This window comes from Pandoraea fibrosis, assembly GCF_000807775.2.
GTDB lineage: Bacteria > Pseudomonadota > Gammaproteobacteria > Burkholderiales > Burkholderiaceae > Pandoraea > Pandoraea fibrosis.
The window spans coordinates 5,131,343-5,147,414 of record NZ_CP047385.1 but is presented as its reverse complement, the minus strand read 5'-3'; the positions used below and the strand labels follow the sequence as shown (position 1 = coordinate 5,147,414).

17 protein-coding genes are annotated in these 16,072 nt (G+C 65.3%); 3 read left to right on the top strand and 14 right to left on the bottom strand.

The features are described from left to right. Positions 1 to 4: 4 nt before the first annotated feature. The 6 genes from PI93_RS22715 to PI93_RS22690 are packed head-to-tail and all read right to left on the bottom strand — an operon-like array spanning position 5 to position 4,429. Positions 5 to 1,153, bottom strand: coding sequence for an EscU/YscU/HrcU family type III secretion system export apparatus switch protein (locus PI93_RS22715; protein WP_039372149.1), 1,149 nt, complete (start codon positions 1,151 to 1,153; stop codon positions 5 to 7). 4 nt (positions 1,154 to 1,157) lie between these two features. Then, complete coding sequence (locus PI93_RS22710; protein WP_039372146.1) at positions 1,158 to 1,973, bottom strand: flagellar biosynthetic protein FliR; 816 nt, start codon at positions 1,971 to 1,973, stop codon at positions 1,158 to 1,160. 37 nt (positions 1,974 to 2,010) lie between these two features. Next, on the bottom strand, positions 2,011 to 2,283 hold the full coding sequence (locus PI93_RS22705) for a flagellar biosynthetic protein FliQ (RefSeq protein WP_039372143.1): 273 nt from the start codon (positions 2,281 to 2,283) through the stop codon (positions 2,011 to 2,013). Positions 2,284 to 2,293: 10 nt separating this feature from the next. Next, positions 2,294 to 3,115, bottom strand: a complete 822-nt coding sequence (locus PI93_RS22700) for a flagellar type III secretion system pore protein FliP (protein ID WP_080759264.1) — start codon at positions 3,113 to 3,115, stop codon at positions 2,294 to 2,296. Then, a complete protein-coding gene (locus PI93_RS22695) occupies positions 3,112 to 3,564 on the bottom strand; it encodes a FliM/FliN family flagellar motor switch protein (protein WP_080759263.1) in 453 nt (150 codons plus the stop codon). Before PI93_RS22695 ends, PI93_RS22700 begins: the two co-directional genes overlap by 4 nt. 7 nt (positions 3,565 to 3,571) lie before the next feature. After that, a complete protein-coding gene (locus PI93_RS22690) occupies positions 3,572 to 4,429 on the bottom strand; it encodes a hypothetical protein (protein ID WP_144400225.1) in 858 nt (285 codons plus the stop codon). A gap of 213 nt (positions 4,430 to 4,642) precedes the next feature. On the opposite strand from PI93_RS22690, the gene PI93_RS22685 reads away from it, so the two are divergent. After that, the gene (locus PI93_RS22685; protein ID WP_052240768.1) at positions 4,643 to 4,975 is read left to right on the top strand and encodes a flagellar hook-basal body complex protein FliE; all 333 of its coding nucleotides are present in this window, start codon (positions 4,643 to 4,645) and stop codon (positions 4,973 to 4,975) included. A 93-nt stretch (positions 4,976 to 5,068) separates the two neighbouring features. Here the strand turns inward: PI93_RS22685 and PI93_RS22680 are convergent, their stop codons facing one another. The 6 genes from PI93_RS22680 to PI93_RS22655 all read right to left on the bottom strand — a co-directional run bounded on the left by PI93_RS22680 (position 5,069) and on the right by PI93_RS22655 (position 11,751). Then, positions 5,069 to 6,727: an ABC transporter permease gene (locus tag PI93_RS22680; RefSeq protein ID WP_039372139.1), complete on the bottom strand. Its 1,659-nt coding sequence runs from the start codon at positions 6,725 to 6,727 to the stop codon at positions 5,069 to 5,071. A gap of 2 nt (positions 6,728 to 6,729) precedes the next feature. Then, positions 6,730 to 7,668: an ABC transporter substrate-binding protein gene (locus tag PI93_RS22675; RefSeq protein ID WP_236105741.1), complete on the bottom strand. Its 939-nt coding sequence runs from the start codon at positions 7,666 to 7,668 to the stop codon at positions 6,730 to 6,732. A 39-nt stretch (positions 7,669 to 7,707) separates the two neighbouring features. After that, on the bottom strand, positions 7,708 to 8,418 hold the full coding sequence (locus tag PI93_RS22670) for an ABC transporter ATP-binding protein (RefSeq protein WP_407945338.1): 711 nt from the start codon (positions 8,416 to 8,418) through the stop codon (positions 7,708 to 7,710). Then, positions 8,418 to 9,554, bottom strand: coding sequence for a porin (locus PI93_RS22665; RefSeq protein ID WP_039372133.1), 1,137 nt, complete (start codon positions 9,552 to 9,554; stop codon positions 8,418 to 8,420). Before PI93_RS22665 ends, PI93_RS22670 begins: the two co-directional genes overlap by 1 nt. A 187-nt stretch (positions 9,555 to 9,741) precedes the next feature. Continuing rightward, complete coding sequence (locus tag PI93_RS22660; protein WP_039372131.1) at positions 9,742 to 11,043, bottom strand: ATP-binding protein; 1,302 nt, start codon at positions 11,041 to 11,043, stop codon at positions 9,742 to 9,744. A 3-nt stretch (positions 11,044 to 11,046) separates the two neighbouring features. Further along, positions 11,047 to 11,751 (bottom strand): response regulator transcription factor, encoded by a 705-nt coding sequence (locus tag PI93_RS22655; protein WP_039372129.1) that lies wholly within the window; start codon positions 11,749 to 11,751, stop codon positions 11,047 to 11,049. A gap of 252 nt (positions 11,752 to 12,003) precedes the next feature. Here PI93_RS22655 and PI93_RS22650 point away from each other — a divergent pair, with 252 nt between their 5' ends. Then, complete coding sequence (locus PI93_RS22650; protein ID WP_052240767.1) at positions 12,004 to 12,873, top strand: MipA/OmpV family protein; 870 nt, start codon at positions 12,004 to 12,006, stop codon at positions 12,871 to 12,873. Between the two features lie 40 nt (positions 12,874 to 12,913). Continuing rightward, positions 12,914 to 14,020 (top strand): SDR family oxidoreductase, encoded by a 1,107-nt coding sequence (locus PI93_RS22645; protein WP_052240766.1) that lies wholly within the window; start codon positions 12,914 to 12,916, stop codon positions 14,018 to 14,020. An 85-nt stretch (positions 14,021 to 14,105) separates the two neighbouring features. On the opposite strand, the gene PI93_RS22640 is transcribed toward PI93_RS22645, so the two are convergent. Continuing rightward, on the bottom strand, positions 14,106 to 15,014 hold the full coding sequence (locus PI93_RS22640; protein WP_039372128.1) for a LysR family transcriptional regulator: 909 nt from the start codon (positions 15,012 to 15,014) through the stop codon (positions 14,106 to 14,108). A 69-nt stretch (positions 15,015 to 15,083) separates the two neighbouring features. After that, positions 15,084 to 16,013, bottom strand: a complete 930-nt coding sequence (locus PI93_RS22635) for a carbohydrate kinase family protein (protein WP_039372126.1) — start codon at positions 16,011 to 16,013, stop codon at positions 15,084 to 15,086. Positions 16,014 to 16,072: the final 59 nt, after the last annotated feature.

Sequence of the window (16,072 nt, the reverse complement as noted above, 5' to 3'; positions counted from 1 at the left end):
AGGTTCAGGGACTCGGTCGCGTGGAAGGGGGATCGGAGAGCGCCACGGGCACGGCGGGCGTGTCCGGACGGTCGGGTTGGGTCGCGCGCTCGCCGGTACGCCAGGCGCGCAATTGCAGGACGTAGGCCAGAATCACGGCGACCGCGTCGTAAAGGACGCCGGGAATCTGCTGGTTGACCTGACTTGTGTGGTACAGGGCGCGGGCGAGCGGCGGAGCACTCACCACGTCGATCTTGTGTTCGCGGGCGATCTGGCGCATCACGCCGGCCATTTCGTCGAGGCCGCGCGCCACCACGTAGGGCGCCTGCGCGCGCGCGGTGTCGTACTTGAGCGCGATGGCGTAGTGCGTCGGGTTGACGATCACTACATCGGCGCCCGGCACCGTGCGGCGCAAGCTACGCTCGGCCATGCGGCGCTGAATCTGGCGAATGCGCTGCTTCACTTCGGGGCGTCCCTCGGTCTGCTTGTGTTCGTTCTTCACCTCTTGCTTGGTCATGCGCTGGTCGCGCATGAACAGAAAGCGTTGCAGCGGCAGATCGAGCATCGCGAACGCCACGAACGCGCCACCCAGTGCGAGCACGGCGTCGCGCAACAGCCACAATCCCACGGTGATGGCCTCGGTGGGAGCGCTCGCCTGCAACGCGAGCAAATCGTCCCAGCGCGCGCGCAGGGCAAGGATCAGCACGGTCACGACCAGTGCGACCTTGAGAATGGCGGTCCCGACCTGCGCGTAGTGCTTCATCGAGACCAGCCGCCCGAGGTTCGACTTGGGCGACAGACGTTGCCATTTCGGTTTGAGCAAGGTCGTGCTGAAGACGTAACCGCCGGGCAGCATGGCGGCCACGCTGATGCATAGCGGAATGGCCGCGAGCGGGGCGATGAGTTTGACGAGCAACCCCATCGCGGCGGGCAACAAGGCCGTCCATGCGTCGTCGAAGCCGATGCCGGCGAGGTCGGCGAATGCTGCCGCGTAGAGCGAGCGGAATTCGTCGAGCTGCGCAGGGGCGGTGACGGCGAGCACCGCGACGCTGGCCATGATGCCCACGGCCGTGGCCGTATCGCGCGAGCGCGCCACCTGTCCTTGCTCACGCGCGCGGCGCAGCTTCTGATGGGAGGCGGCTTCCGACTTGTCGCCGGTGTCTTGGGGCGTCATGCACTCATCCCGGTCGTGCGACGGGGCCGAGCGAATCGAGTACGCGCTCGGTCAACGTCAGGTAATGGGCCGGCAGGGCCGGGACGAGTGCGGCGAGCACGACCAGTCCGACAAGCGTCGTCACGGCGAAGCCCAGCGAGAACAGATTCAGGGCCGGCGCGGCACGGTTGAGCAATCCGAGACCGAATTGCACGATGAACGTCGTGAGCACGACGGGCAGCGCCAGTGTGATCGCGGCGGCCAGCGTCCAGCCCAGGGCGCGCAGCAGACCGGTCAGGTCGGTGAGCGGCAACCCGCCCCCGATGGGCCACACCTCGAAACTGCGCGCAACGACCGACACGGCGATCAGGTGCGCATCGGCGATGAAGAAGAGCAACGTGCCAAGGCAGACCATCAGCAGCGATACCGGTTCGCTGGCTTCGCCGTTCATCGGATCGTTCATGGCCGCCATGGCCAATCCCATCTGCGACGCGCACAGATATCCCACGAGCGTGAGCAGACTGCGTACGATGAAGAACGCCAGACCGAGGCATGCGCCGATGATTGCCTGCTCGGCCGCGAGCGCAATGCCGGCGAGTGAAAACGGATCGGTCGACGGCACGCCGCTCTGGGCGAATATCGGCCAGAGGGCGAGGCTTAGCATCAGCGCCATCAACACACGCCAGCGCATTGGCACCACGCCTTCGCCCACGAGCGGCAGCATGCTCAGTGCCGCGATGAAGCGGCAGAACGGCCACCACAGCACGACGAGTTGGGCGGGCCACTGGGCAAGCCAGCCTTCGAGGCCGGGCCACGCGGCAAAGGGGAGGGGAAACGGCATGATCGTTCGTCCGGCAGCGGCGTCGGTGCGCGCAGCGCTAACCGGCCAGGGTGGCCGCCCGGGCAAAGGTTTCGGCGGCAAAGTCGGTGAGCGTGCCGGCGAGCCAAGGGGCGGCGAGCCCGAGCGTAATCAGTGTGACGATCAGGCGCGGCAGAAACGACAGCGTCTGCTCGTTGATTTGCGTGGCCGCCTGAAACAGGGCAACCACAAGGCCCATCACGAGGCTCGGCACGATCAGCACAAGCACGATGGTGATGACGAGCCGTAGCGCGTCGAGGCCGATGTCAATGGCAATGTCGCTGGTAAGCATGACGTTCTCCTCAAACGGCCTGCACGCTGGAGACCAACGTGCTGACGGTCAGTGTCCAACCGTCGATGAGGACGAACAGCAGGAGCTTGAGCGGCAGGGAGACGACCAGCGGCGAGAGCATCATCATGCCCATCGCCATCAGCACCGAGGCCACCACCAGATCGATGACGAGAAACGGCACGAAGAGCATGGCGCCCACCTGAAACGCGGTTTTGAGTTCGCTCAGCAGGAAGGCCGATGCCTTGACCAGAAAACTGTGCGCCTGCGGCTCGGCAACCTCGGTCTCACCTGTGAGGCGAGCCATCAGGTCGAGAGAAGATTGACGGGTCTGCGCGAGCATGAAGCGCGAGAGCGGTGCCTCGCCGGCACGGATCGCTTCGGTCAGCGTGATCCGGTTTTCGTCGTAGGGCACGACCGCTTGTGACCAGATGGCTTCGCCGACCGGGCGCATGACGAGCAGGCTGAGCAAGAGTGCCATGCCGGTCAGCACGCGCGCAGGCAACCCCTGTTGAAGACCGAGCGCCTGACGCAGCAGCGCCAGGATGATGGCGAAGCGCACGAATGTGGTCATCACCATCAGCATCATGGGCAGCAGGCCCAGCAGCGTCATCAGGATGAGCAACTGCGTCTTGACGGTGAAGTCGGTCGTGCCGCCCTGTGAGCGCAAGCGCATCAGGTCGCCTGCCTCGTCGGCGCGTGCCCCGGTGGCGAACAGGGCGAAGCCGATCGCCAGAATCGCGAGGACGAAGGTCTCCGATGCGCACAGCGGGAAGCCGCGCGTCCTGATCGGGTGCACCAACCGCTGGCGCACGATCTGTAGCGCGGCTTTCATCGCGCGAGACGATCCAGCTCGAGCGCGTCGAGCGTGAGGATCTTCAGTCCGTATTGCGCACCCGAGACCACCACCTCGGCCAGGCCGACGGGCACGCCATTGACCAGCACGGCGAGCGGCGCACCGGCGGCACGGTCGAGGCTGAGTACGTCGTCGGCGCGCAGCGCGGCCAGTTCACCGAGCGTAAGACGCGTCGCACCGACTTCGAGCGTGAGCTTGACCGGCACGCGGCGCAGCGTCTCGCGCATGGCGAGCGGTACGGGCGCAGCGCCGGCTTGCGACGCAGGCGCCGATCCCGTAACGGCGTCGCCGAGCCAGTCGCCGGCAAGGTCTTGAGCGAGATCGTCCAACGGGGGAAGATCGTCCAGAGCCGCGTCCGGGCGCAGATCGGCCACGTTGGCGTCGTGCGACGCCTGAGCGGCGGGGTCGTGAGGGAAATGGGTAGTCATGGGAACCTTACTCCAGAGTTTGGAAGTGCGTGAGGCACAGATGGGCATCGCGCTCGATGATGTCGGCACTCATCAGCGGGTCGTTATCCACGCAAACGAGGGCACGTTGCATGAAGCGCACGGGCAGCACATCGCCGGCACGGGCGTCGAGCAGGGCGCCGAGCGACAGATCGATGTCGAGCCAGTGCGCGCTCAGACGCACTGGAATCGTGGCGACGTCGCACGCGGCCCGGGTGTGTTGTGCGGCACGTTCGCTCGCATCGGGGCCCAACATCGTGAGCCAACGGCGCGCGTCTTCTGCCGCGAGCCGGAACGTGACGGTGCCCAGCGGGGTGTCGCCGGCACGATCTGCAATGCACGCGCCGATCCACAAGGAGGACGGCGTCAGTCGCGGATCGGGGTCGAGGGTCTCGACATTGGCCGGGACCGGCGCCATCTCCGGGGACACCGCCTGTCGCAGGGCGTCGAGCATTTGCCTCGCAAAGCGGGTGACAAAGCGCTCGTAAGTCGCCGCAGGGGGCGTCGCGTGCATGGCGGGCGGCCCGACGAAGTCGTCCGCGTCGTAGCGCAGACGGAAGGCGTCACGGAGCAGGCCGGCGTCGAGCGCCACGTCGATGCAATGACCCTCGATGCGAAAGCGCTGCACGATGACATTGGCCGTATCCGGGGCGTTGGCGCTCACCGACATGGCGGTGACGCGCCACGCCATAGCATGGCGATGACGGACGTGCTGCGGTAATTGGACATCGAGACGCGAGCGCAGCCGCTCGGTCAGGGGATCGAGGAGCTGCGTCGGCTGTCCGAGCCGGCATGGATCGAGTGCCCGGATCACGCCGGGCGGCGTAGGCGCGTGCATAGTGTTCATGAGATGGGTAGACGGTTCGCAGCGCTTCTGAGCGCAGGGAAGTTCGCATCCTAAGGGCGTAGCCCATCCTTGTTGATGGGGAATAACTCAAGTGCGTGCGCTTTGGGGGATTGCCCAATCGTGAGGGGGGTGGGTGTGCGTAAAGTGCGGACTCATGCCGGTGCGCTTGTGCAGTCAGCGAGGCACCCGTTCAAACGCATCACGGAGATCCGAATGCCCATCTCGATGGAACAGTCGCTGATGACTGAAATGCGTCGCATGCAGGCGACGCAACGCGAATTGAATATGGCCGCAGGTGTGCGCGAGGCCGAGCCAGCATTGGCCGGTCCCTCGGGCAGGCCCGATTTCGGCGCGATGCTGCGCGGTGTCGATGCCGCTCAGCGCGACGCGGGCGACCGCATGAAGGCGGTCGATCTGGGGCACAGCGACGATCTGACGGGCGCGATGCTGGCGAGCGCTCAGGCCGACCTGTCGTTTTCCATGCTCATGCGCACGCGCGACAAGGTGGTGGGCGCGGTGGAGGAGTTGGTGCGCATGCCGTTCTGAACGGCACACGCATTGCGGCGATAGGGGCAGCGGGTTGCGCCCGGCGCTGACGTCAATCGAGGTCAGGGCAAGCCGGGCGCGATGCGCATGGCGTTAGCCGTTCGCCGGTTTGCCGTTGAGCTTCGACGCCAGCGCAAGCAAGGTGCCGCTCACGGTCATCGACACGACACCCATCGCCATGCCTTGCCCGATGGAGCCCTGCTCGAACTGACGCCACACGAAGATCGAGACTGTCTGCACGCCACTGGGAGCGAGTAGCAACGAGGTCACCAACTCGCGCGATGCGATGGCGAACACGATCATCAGCGACGCCCCGAGGGCGGGCATCACGAGTGGCAACGTGATGCGGCGCAGCGCCACACCGGCGGGCGCGCCGTGCACGCGAGCGGCGGCTTCGAGCGAGGCGGCTGTCTGACGCAAGGCCGCGCTCGTGTAACGCACCGGGTAGGGCAGTAACAGGCAGCTATACGACAGCAGCAGAATCCCCCACGTGTTGTACGGCGTGACCGGCCAGAACGGCAGGTTCCACGCGAGGATCAGGCCCACGCCGACAACGATGCCCGGCAGCGCATGCGGCAGCAACGACAGGCCGTCGATCAGGACACGTCCGCGCATCGTCGACTTCACGACGCACCAAGCGCACAGAAACCCCAGCACGCCGGTCACTAGCGATGTCCCCAACGCGAGCGACAGGCTCGTCGCCAGCGCTTCGATGCCCTCCGCTCCCTGACCCAGTAACGCCGCGAAGTGCGCCGTCGTCAGATTGGCGAGCGACAGGCCGCCCGAGAGCGTGCCCGAGAACGCCGTGGCCAGAATCGAGAACAGGGGGGCGAGCGTGGCCAGCAGCGCCACAAAACCGAAGCCGCACAGCACCGGCGCCTGCCAGCGCCCCAGCGCACGCGGTGGTGAAGCGATCGGTTTGCCGGTCTGCGTCTCGACGTCCTTGCCTGCCGCGAGTCTGTGCTGCAACACGAAGGCGAGCAGAGCGATCGCGGCGAGCATGACCGACAGAATCGACGCGCCCGGCAGATCGATGGGCCAGTCGGCAAAGCGGCCTTCGATAGACGTCACCAGCACGGAAAAGCCGGCACGCGCGCCGAGGGCGGCGGGCGCACCGAACTCCTCGATGGCCATCGTGAACGCCAGCAGCAGACTGGCAGCGAACGCGGGCAGCGCCAGCGGCAACGTCACCCGGGCAAACGCCCGCCATGCCGAGGCGCCGTGCACGCGCGCGACGTCGGCCAGGCGTGAGCCGGTGGTGGCAAGTGCGCGCGAGACGGCGAAGTACACGACAGGGAAGATGTTGAGCGTCATCACGAAGACGAGGCCCGGCAGCGAGAACAGGAACTGTCCGGCATCGAGCCCGGTGAGTTGCTGGGCGTAGCCGCCCGTTTGCAACAACAGCATCCAGCCGAGTGCCGCGAGATACGGCGGCACGAGAAACGGGAGCAGGAAGCACAGATCCCAGAGCCGGGCGCCCGGTACATGAAACAGGCCGCGTACCGCCCCCAGCGCACCGCCGACGAGTGCCGTACCCAGCGCGACCGAGAGTCCCAACCGTAACGTGTTGGTGACCAGCGGTAGCGTGCTGTCATGCGACAGCGTGGGCCAGAGCGCGGCGAAGGGCTCGGCGAACGAGCCTTGCGCGAGGTGCGGAAAAACCGCCTGCAACAGCACGAACGCGACCGGCAACGCTACCACGACGGCGAGGGCTGCAACCGTCGCCGAGGGGAGTAGTCGGAACGATTTCACCGTCAGTGCTGGCCGTTAAGTTTGGCGAAACGTGCCAGGACTTCGGCGCGCGAAGCGCCCGACGATTGTGCGTCACCCTGCGGCAACAGTCGCAGATCCTTGAACGACGCGCGCTTGATCGCGATGTCCTCGCGCGCGGGAATCAGCCACGCTTCGGCGACCATCTGCTGACCTTCTTCCGACAGGACATAGTCGATGAACTGACGCGCTTCGTTCTGCTGCTTCGACGTGTTCAGGATCATCATCGGCCGCGGAGCGATGACCGTGCCGCTCGTCGGGAAGATGACCTTCACTGCTTCGCCGTTTGCCGCGGCTGCGTAGGCGACGTAATCGACCGCACCGAACACGGCCGCCTTCGCGCCTTGCAGCACCGGGTTGAGCGCCTGAGCGTTCGGGCCCGAGATGACCATGCCGTTTTGCTTGAGATCGTCGAAGAGTTTCCACGCTTCGACGCCCAGACGGGCTTGCAATCCCAGCAACAGATCCGCCGACGCCCCCGAGAGAGCCGGGTCCGGCATCGTCACGAGATGGCGATAGGCCGGCTTGGTCAGGTCGCGCCAGTCATGCGGCTCGGGGGTGCCCGACTTGGCGTTCCAGACAATGCCGAGCGCCGAGAGGCCCTGTGCCACGTAATGTGACGTCTTGAACGGCGCGGGCACGCGTGCGGCATTGGGACTCTGGACAGGGGCGAGCCAGCCGCGCTTCTCGAGATCCTGCGCGGTGTCCCACGAGGCCGAAATCAGAACGTCGGCGCGCGGGTTGGCCTGTTCTGCTTCGATACGTGCCATCACCTTGCCGGTCGTGGCTTGAAATACATCGACTTTGATGCCGGTCTTCTTCTCGAAACCTGCAGCGAGCTTCTTGCTGAGGTTGCCGGGGCCGGCGGTATAGACGGTCAGCGCATGCGCGTGTTGTGCGCCGACGCTCGCAGCAAATGCCATGGTGAGTGTCGCGATAATTTTGCGGTGAAACATTATGGGCTACCTCGTAATACGTTTGTCAACGCGCCCGTGGGCGAGGATCACGATCTGATCGGCCAGCGTCTCGGCTTCGTCGCGGTCGTGTGTGACGTAGACGGCCGTGGTGCCAAGGCGCGAGAGCAGTGCGCCGATATCGGTGCACAAACGTGTGCGCAGATCACGGTCGAGGTTCGAGAGCGGTTCGTCGAACAGCAGCAGACGCGGCGCCGAGACGATGGCGCGTGCCAGCGCAACCCGTTGCTGCTGGCCACCGGAGAGCGCTTGCGGACGGCGCGAGCCAAGACCTGCCAGACCGACGAGCGAGAGCGCTTCCTCGACACGTTCGGCGCGCTCGGGGCGTTTCACACCACGCATCTCGAGCGGGAAGGCCACATTGGCGGCCACGGTCATGTGCGGCCACAGGGCGTAGTCCTGAAAGACCATGCCGAGCGAGCGCCGCTCGGGCGCGTGGCAGACGCTGTCGCTGGCGACGACCGTGTCGTCGAAACGGATTTCGCCCCCAGTGGGAGCGAGCAGGCCGGCGAGCAGCTTGAGCAGGGTGCTCTTGCCGCAGCCCGAGGGGCCGAGCAGGGCGGTCGTGGTGCCGGCCGGCACATCGAGGTCGATGCCGTCGAGGACACGCGTTGCACCGAAGGTCTGGTGCAACGCGCGCAGCGACAGGGACACGCCCGACGACATACGGCCGTGCGAAGCGCGAGTGTCGCTCGTCATCAGAACGTGTGCTTGATGCCGGCCATCGTGCCGAACTGGTTCTTGCCAGCGACCACGTTGGTGCCGAAGCCGTTCAGCCCGAGGTCGGAGCCATTGCGGTTCACCACATAGCCGAGGTTGACGTAGACGTCGGTACGCTTCGAGAAGTTGTAGTCGGCGCTGACCTGGAACGACAGCGGGTCGCGGTTAGTACCGTAGAAGTCCTGATACATCGCCGTGGCCGACAGGTCGAGCGCCGGCGTTGCGTGCCACGTCGAGCCGATCCAGTAGTAGCTCGACGCTTCCACCGGGCTCTTGTTCAGGGCCGAGAGGTGGATCGCCTTGGCGTTCAGGTAGCGATAACCCACGTACAGATCGACGCTTTGCAGCGAGTACTGCACGGCGGCGGCGATACGGCGATCGATGTTGCCTTCATAGCCGCCGACCTTCGAGGTCATGGCGGCGTTGGGCAGCGTCGACCCCCCGTTCTTCTGGTCGTAGGCGATCACGAACGACAGCGGGCCGTTGGCGTAACGCACACCGGCGTCGATGACCTGGGCGCGACGATTGTCGCCCGGCGTGGTGCTGGCGGCGCCGAAGCTCACGTCGTCGTAGCCCTTCGAGTACTGGACCATGCCTTCGAACGCACCGATCTTGCCGCTATATCGCAGGCTATTGTCCAGACGATCGGAGAACGCCGTGTCCTGCATCTTGATGGCGTACACGGCGTTGTTGAGCGGGTTGAACTTGCTCACCCAGTCGAGGAACACGCCGCCCTGCCGGCCGATCGTGACGGTGCCAAACGCGCTGTTCGACAGGCCGACGTAGGCCAGACGACCAAACTCGCGGCCGCCCTGGAGCGATTGGCCGTTGCCGAGGTTGAAGCCGTTTTCGAGCAGGAACAGGGCCTTGTTGCCACCGCCGAGATCTTCGGTGCCCTTGATGCCCCAGCGCGAGCCGGCGAGGTTGCCCGAGGTGACGCGGGTCAGGTTGACGGTGTTGCCGGCAGCATTCTTGTCGGCATTGGTGAGGAATTCGACGCCCGAGTCGATCAGCCCGTAGAGCTGAACGTTGGATTGGGCCAGAGCGGGCATGGGCAGGCAGCTGGCAAACGCCAGACAGCCCCCGGCCGCCGCCATGCGGAGGTTGGGTTTCATGACAAGGTCCTCTTTGGGATTAAATTGAGCCGCCAATGTAAGCGGCCAACATGTCGCGAACATGACAATGGATCGCCATCCGAAGAGAGACGCGGCAATGCAAAAGGCCGGCGAATCGTTCGCCGGCCGTTACGGTTGGGGTTGATTGGGGGTGATTGGCGTTGAGGGGGGCGCGGGCTGCTTGATATCAGCCCGTGGAGGTGCCTGGAAGCGTGATGGTGAAGCGTGCGCCACCCAGCGGCGACGTATCCACGCCGACGCGACCGCCGTGCAGCAGCGCGATGCGTCGCACGATGGCGAGCCCCAGACCGAAGCCGCCCGTCGCGCGGTTGCGACTGCTGTCCAGCCGGTGGAAGGGCTCGAAGATGCGGGCGCGCTCAGACACGGGTACGCCCTCGCCGTCGTCGTCGACATAGATCATGACGGCGTCCCCCTCGCAGGTCTTTGCTCCGCAGACAATGCGTCGCGACGTATGCCGCATGGCGTTGTTGAGCAGGTTCTGCACGGCGCGCGCGAGCAGTTTGGGTTCGACTTCGACGCAATCCGCCCCGGGTTCGGCGGCAATGTCGAGTGCAATCGAACGGGCGGCCAGCGCTTCGGTGCAATTCGCCGCGAGGCTGTCGAACATCAGACGTAACGAGACGGCGTGACGCGCGGGCGGTACGGTGATCTGATCCAGCCTTGCGAGCGAGAGCAGTTCGGTGACCAGTTCGTCGAGTTCGCGGATGTCGCCTTTGAGGGCGTTGATGCGCTCGTCGGCGTCGCTCTCATGCCGGCGCTGCTGAAGGATTTCCAGCCCGAAATCGAGGCGGGCGATCGGCGTGCGCAACTCATGCGACACCGCGTTGATCATGTCTTTCTGTGCCTTGATGGAGCGGTCGATACGCTCGGCCATCGTGTTGAAGACGTAGACGAGTGAGCCGAGATTCGAGAAACGCGAGACTTTCGCCCGAGAGTTGAAATCGCCCTCCCCGAAGCGGATCGCGGCGCGATTGAGCGATTGCAAATCGCTCCAGTACCATCGAACCCACGTCAGCACAGCGATGAGCATGAGCGCCGCGAGCAACGCGTAGGCGAGGTAGTTGATCTGCTTCAGCTTCAGATCGGTGCCGCTCTCGTAGGAGAGCACCCAGTCGGAGTTGCGCAGCCGCACGGCAACGTGGTCGCCTGCGGTGTCGTTGACGATCGGCAGGCCGGCTTCCAGTTGCGCTCGCACGTACTCGCGTTCGAGCTTGAAGCCCTTGAGCGGCACGATGTCCATCTTGTCCTTGCCCTTGCTCTGGAATTCGGCGATGAACTCGGGCCATTTCGATTCAGGAATCTTCGCGAGCGACTCATTGACGAGCCACACATAGGCGCCTAACTGCGTCTGCATGGATCGGTTCATGATGTCGTAGAACAGGTAGCCGAAGGTGTGCTGGATCAGCAGAATCGCGGCGACGAGCGAGATGCCGACTAACACGTACAACTTTAAAAGAACACGAAACATGGCTCAGCTCTCCCAGGCCGACGGGCTGAACAGATAGCCGCGTCCCCAGACGGTTTTGATACGTTGCGGCTCACCGTCGGTGTCTTCGAAGCGCTTGCGCAACCGGTAAATGCCGACATCGACCGTGCGGTCGATGCCGTCGAATTCAATGCCGCGCAGCTGTTGCAGGATCTCGTCGCGCGTGACCACGCGGCCGGCGCCGCGCGCCAGAATCAGCAGCAGACTGAATTCGTTGGACTTCAATTCCACGGGCACGCCACGCCAGAACACCATGCGATCGCGCGGCACGATGCGCAACAGACCGAACGCCAGTCCGTCGTCGTTCGCGATCTCCACTTCGGCAACCGGTACGGCACGCCGCAGCAGCGCACGCAAACGCGCGAGCAACAGGCGTGGCTCGACCGGTTTCACGACGTAATCGTCAGCCCCGACTTCCAGGCCCGCGACCTGGTCGTAGGTGTCTTCACGCGCGGTGAGGATAAGGATCGGCGTGGTGCTCACCGCGCGCAATTGGCGGCAGATTTCCATGCCGTCCATGCCGGGCAGCATCAGATCGAGCACCACGATATCCGGTGAGAACGCGCGAAAGCGCTCCAGAGCGCGCGCGCCATTGGCAACGACCATCACTTCGAAGCGATAGGCGTGCAGGTATTCCGTGACAAGCGCGGCCAGCCGCGCATCGTCTTCGACCAGCAAGACACGGTACATGGCCGTATTCCTTTCCTGTTGTGCCGTGCCGCACACACTCGGCGGCACTCCCGTGATGCGCATTCTACTGCCCCGGAGCCCCGCCGGGCGGGCGTTTCAAACCTGCGAACAAATGAAAACATTTGTTCACAACTCTCCTAAATCAGGTAACAGCCACGCGCTCGCTTCACGCCTACCATGCGTTCACCTTGCGATCCCTGCGCTGATTGCAATTCCCCAATAACAGAAACGCCTCGTATTTGTAGGAGTGCCATGAAAAGTCGCTACTCACGCCTCGCCCGTCGTCATCTCCCCAGTCTCGCTGCAAGTGCGGCAGGGTTGTGGCTCGCCGGTACCGCCCCGCAGGCTTTCGCGGTCGAACCCGCCCGGTATAGCGGCATTCAGCAGGACCAGAGCCTGCCGTCCAGCGCAGCGCAAAGCGACTACGAATTCACGATTGGGGGCGGTGTCGGTTACTCCCCGCGCTACATGGGCAGCGACGAGTATCGCGCCACGCCGGCCCTCAACCTCGCGCTGCAAACGCCCTATGGCGTGTTCGTCGGTCTGGGGGGGATCGGCTATCGGCTTCCGCTGCCGCTGGGCTTCTTTGTGTCGGCGGCGCTCTCCTACGACGGTGGACGCAAGGACAGCGCCAAGGGGCTCGATTCCGGCTCGAACAAGTTGCGCGGCATGGGCGACATCAAGGGCTCGGTCTTCACCACGCTGCAAGCCGGCTACGCGATTGGCGATCTGGCCGTTGTGAGTGTGGCGACGGATATCCCACTGTCCAATCGCGAGCGCGGCAACGTCTATCGCTTCGCCGTGGACAGCGTGCTTTTCAAGTCGGCGACGGACTCGGTCGGCCTCGGCGCCACGGCGCACTTTGCCAGCGGCAAGTATGCGCAGACCTATTTCGGCGTGACGTCCAACCAGAGCCTGAATTCGGGCTATCGCCAGTACGCGGCGGGTGGCGGCCTGTACGGCGTGAGCCTGACGGCGAACTGGACACACAAGTTCACCAAGCACTGGAGCACCACGGTGGCCGGCGGCGTCATGCGCTACACGGGCAATGCGTCGAAGAGCCCCATCGTATTCAACAAGACCAACTATCAGGTCGCCGCAACGCTCGACTACACGTTCTGAGGAACGCGTTGCGGTTCTGTTTTTCTGCGAGGCTAAAGCCATGCGAATTCTCGTCACCGGCAGTACCGGTTTTGTGGGCGGCGCGGTTGTCGCCCAGCTTCTCAAGGACGGCTTCGGTCCGTCGTTGTTGCTCCTCGTGCGTGCGCGTACCACCAGTGATGGCCTGGCCCGCGTGCGTGCCGCGATGGATCGCTTTCGGGTCGCGCCGGTGCATCGGCTCGCGCTTGGCGAAGCGAACATCGTGTGCGGCGACCTTGCGCAGCCGGTCTCGTTCGAGGACGACCCGCGCATGCGCCGCGTCACGCATGTGATTCACGCCGGGGCGATTGCGACCTTCTCCGCGCATCCGCAGCTCGACAGCGTCAACGTGACCGGCACGCTGGCACTCGCCCGCGCGGTTGCGGCGTCGCCGGTGCTCGAGCGCTTCGTCCACGTCGGCACGGCCATGGCCTGTGGCGACGCGCTCTCGGGACTGGTTCGCGAGTCGCACGATCTGGCGCTCGCGGACCATCAGGTCGTGCCTTACACCGCATCGAAGGCCGAGGCCGAGCGGCGTTTGCGCCGTGAATGGCCGGGGCTGCCCCTGGTGATCGCCAGGCCATCCATCGTCGTGGGGCATACGCGACTGGGTTGCGAGCCGTCCGGCAGCATCTTCTGGATGTTCCGCATGGTCCAGTTGCTTGGCGCATTCACCTGCGGTCTCGACGACCGGCTCGATGTGGTGCCCGTGGATTTCTGCGCCGACGCGTTGATCGATCTCGCATTTCTGCCGCACCTGCGTCACGAGCTGTATCACGTGTCGGCGGGTGAGGGCAGCGCGCGAACCATTCGCCAGATCGAGGCGGCACTGGCAAGGGCGCGAGGTGTGGCGCCGCTGGGTGAGCGCTTCCGGCACATCGGCGAAGCCGAGATCGATCGCCTGACCCCGGCGTTGGCCCGTGAGTTGGGCCATGGCAACAGCCGTCTGATGGCCAAGGCGCTGCGTCGATACGGCGCGTTTGCGGCGCTCGATTATGTGTTCGACAACCGTCGTCTCCTGTCCGAAGGCACGCCTCCGCCGCCGCCCGTCACCGACTATCTGGAGGTATGCGTGCGTTCGTCGGAGGCCACCTCGGTGGCGGAGCAGATGGCGTGGGATTTCAAATGAGGCCGTAGGAGATCGGCCTGACGCGCCGGTCCGGTGGGCGATGCGACGAGTGCCGCGCTGCGCACGATGGGGTCGCTGTCGCGTGTCACCGCACCGCAGCCGGATCGGCGGCGTCTCCTGCAAAGCACTGGGCGAGAAAGCGCTCGGTGGGACGCGACAAGGCGTCGGCGTGTGGCACGAGGGCAGTGAGCAAGCGCTTGAGACCATGTGGCGGATCGATGCGTACCGAGGCGAGCGCGGCATCTTCATGACGCATCGACATTGCCGAGACGAAACCCACGCCCATGCCTGCGCGCACCGCTTCCTTGATACTTTCGACCCCCGCCAATTCGAGCGCCACGCGCGGCGTGAGCCCGGCCACCGAGAACGCTCTGGCGACCAGCGCCCGCACCCCCGAACCCGGTTCGCGCAGGATCAACGGGTAGTCGGCGATGGCCTGCAACGACGCCCCCTCGGGGCGTTGCGCTAGCGGATGATCGGCACGTGCAATCGCCACGACCTCGTCGTCGCGCCACGGCCGCACCGCGATCTCCGGCGACAGGCCCGGCGGCACCGCCCCCTCGATGAAGGCAACGTCGAGCCGGTCGAGCTGCGCCACGATCTCACTGGTGTTGCCGTCAACGATATGCAGGGCGACGGCGGGGTAGCGCTGATGAAACTCCGCGATCACGTAGGGCAGCAGGTAACTGGCCGGCGTCGTGCTCGCACCGATGCGCAACGCACCGGTTTCCATGCCGCGCAGGCTGTCGCGCAGGGCGAGCGCCTGACGATAGTCCTGCCGCAATTTGTTGGCGTACACCGCCACCTGTTCGCCCACGGCCGTGAGACGGATGCCGCGTCCGTCGCGCCGGTAGAGCGGCTCGCCGAACGACTCCTGCAACAACCGCAATTGTCCGGAGACGGCGGGCTGCGACAGATGCAGCGCCTGGGCGGCGTGGCTGATATTGCCCAGTTCGGCGACCGTCGCGAAGGTCAGCAATTGGTCCGGCGTCATGTCGAATTCATCGGCTAGGGTGATGATTGGCTCTCATCATAGCCATTATTTGGATGATTGACTTGACGCTCAGGGGGCGCGGCCGGTGGCGACGAGGGCTTCCACGGTCTGCCAGTCGGGCGCGTGGGCACCGGTGCGCGTGCAAGCGAGGGCCGCCGCGGCCGCAGCGCGGCGCAGGTGAGCGGCCAGTGGTGCTTCGGGGTCGCGCGACAGGCTGGCCAGCCAGCCGCCGATGGCAGCGTCGCCCGCGCCGACCGTGTCGGCGACGTCGACCGCATATGCCGGCTGGACAAGCACCGTGCCGTCGGGGAGCAGCAATCGCATGCCTTGTGCACCGTCCGTGAGCAAGACCGATGCCTGTGGCGCGTGACGGCGCAAGTCTGCCAGCGCATCGTCATCGGTACGTCCGGGGTACAGGCCGCGCAGGTCTTCGACCGAGAGCTTGAGCCATGTCGCGAGTGTCGCCATGCGCGTGAACGTGGCGAAGTAGTCGGGGCCCATCAGATTGCGCAGGTTCGGGTCGAAGCTGATCGCAACGCCGCGCGCATGCAACTGCGCGGCTAACGACATCAGCTTGCCCGCCAGCGGCTCTCGCACAAGACTGATACAGCCGAAGTGCGCGACGCGGGCGGCATTCTGCCAGCCTGAGGGCAACGCGTCGGGATCGAAAGCGAGATCGGCGGCGCCTTCGCCGAGGAAGAAGTACGCGGGCGGATCGTGACGATGCACAACGGCGACGAGCGGTGGGGCATCGACCGGTTGCAGATACCGTTCGTCGAGACCGGCCGCGCGGGACAGGGCCAGCAATTCGTGGCCAAACGGTGCATGCGTGCTGATCGCACCACCGTAGCCCGTTGCCACCCCCATGGCTGCGCTGACCCGCGCGACATTCCAGCACGCACCGCCGGCGCGGCTCACCCATTGGCGGCCGTCGCCCCCGGGTTGGCGAATCAGATCGGTAAGCGCTTCGCCGAAGACGAGCAAGGCAGGCAGGGACATGTGACGAGGCCGTGTGCAGTGGGGTACGGGCGCCAGCATACCCGCTGCCGGTGGGTGTC

Bases quoted from the DNA above. Each gene is read 5' to 3' on its own strand.
- PI93_RS22690 (WP_144400225.1), bottom strand. From the start codon at position 4,429: ATGAACACTATGCACGCGCCTACGCCGCCCGGCGTGATCCGGGCACTC.
- PI93_RS22655 (WP_039372129.1), bottom strand. From the start codon at position 11,751: ATGTACCGTGTCTTGCTGGTCGAAGACGATGCGCGGCTGGCCGCGCTT.
- PI93_RS22685 (WP_052240768.1), top strand. From the start codon at position 4,643: ATGCCCATCTCGATGGAACAGTCGCTGATGACTGAAATGCGTCGCATG.
- PI93_RS22650 (WP_052240767.1), top strand. From the start codon at position 12,004: ATGAAAAGTCGCTACTCACGCCTCGCCCGTCGTCATCTCCCCAGTCTC.
- PI93_RS22635 (WP_039372126.1), bottom strand. From the start codon at position 16,013: ATGTCCCTGCCTGCCTTGCTCGTCTTCGGCGAAGCGCTTACCGATCTG.
- PI93_RS22710 (WP_039372146.1), bottom strand. From the start codon at position 1,973: ATGCCGTTTCCCCTCCCCTTTGCCGCGTGGCCCGGCCTCGAAGGCTGG.
- PI93_RS22700 (WP_080759264.1), bottom strand. From the start codon at position 3,115: ATGAAAGCCGCGCTACAGATCGTGCGCCAGCGGTTGGTGCACCCGATC.
- PI93_RS22705 (WP_039372143.1), bottom strand. From the start codon at position 2,283: ATGCTTACCAGCGACATTGCCATTGACATCGGCCTCGACGCGCTACGG.
- PI93_RS22675 (WP_236105741.1), bottom strand. From the start codon at position 7,668: ATGGCATTTGCTGCGAGCGTCGGCGCACAACACGCGCATGCGCTGACC.
- PI93_RS22670 (WP_407945338.1), bottom strand. From the start codon at position 8,418: ATGACGAGCGACACTCGCGCTTCGCACGGCCGTATGTCGTCGGGCGTG.
- PI93_RS22645 (WP_052240766.1), top strand. From the start codon at position 12,914: ATGCGAATTCTCGTCACCGGCAGTACCGGTTTTGTGGGCGGCGCGGTT.
- PI93_RS22715 (WP_039372149.1), bottom strand. From the start codon at position 1,153: ATGACGCCCCAAGACACCGGCGACAAGTCGGAAGCCGCCTCCCATCAG.
- PI93_RS22665 (WP_039372133.1), bottom strand. From the start codon at position 9,554: ATGAAACCCAACCTCCGCATGGCGGCGGCCGGGGGCTGTCTGGCGTTT.
- PI93_RS22660 (WP_039372131.1), bottom strand. From the start codon at position 11,043: ATGTTTCGTGTTCTTTTAAAGTTGTACGTGTTAGTCGGCATCTCGCTC.
- PI93_RS22640 (WP_039372128.1), bottom strand. From the start codon at position 15,014: ATGACGCCGGACCAATTGCTGACCTTCGCGACGGTCGCCGAACTGGGC.
- PI93_RS22695 (WP_080759263.1), bottom strand. From the start codon at position 3,564: ATGACTACCCATTTCCCTCACGACCCCGCCGCTCAGGCGTCGCACGAC.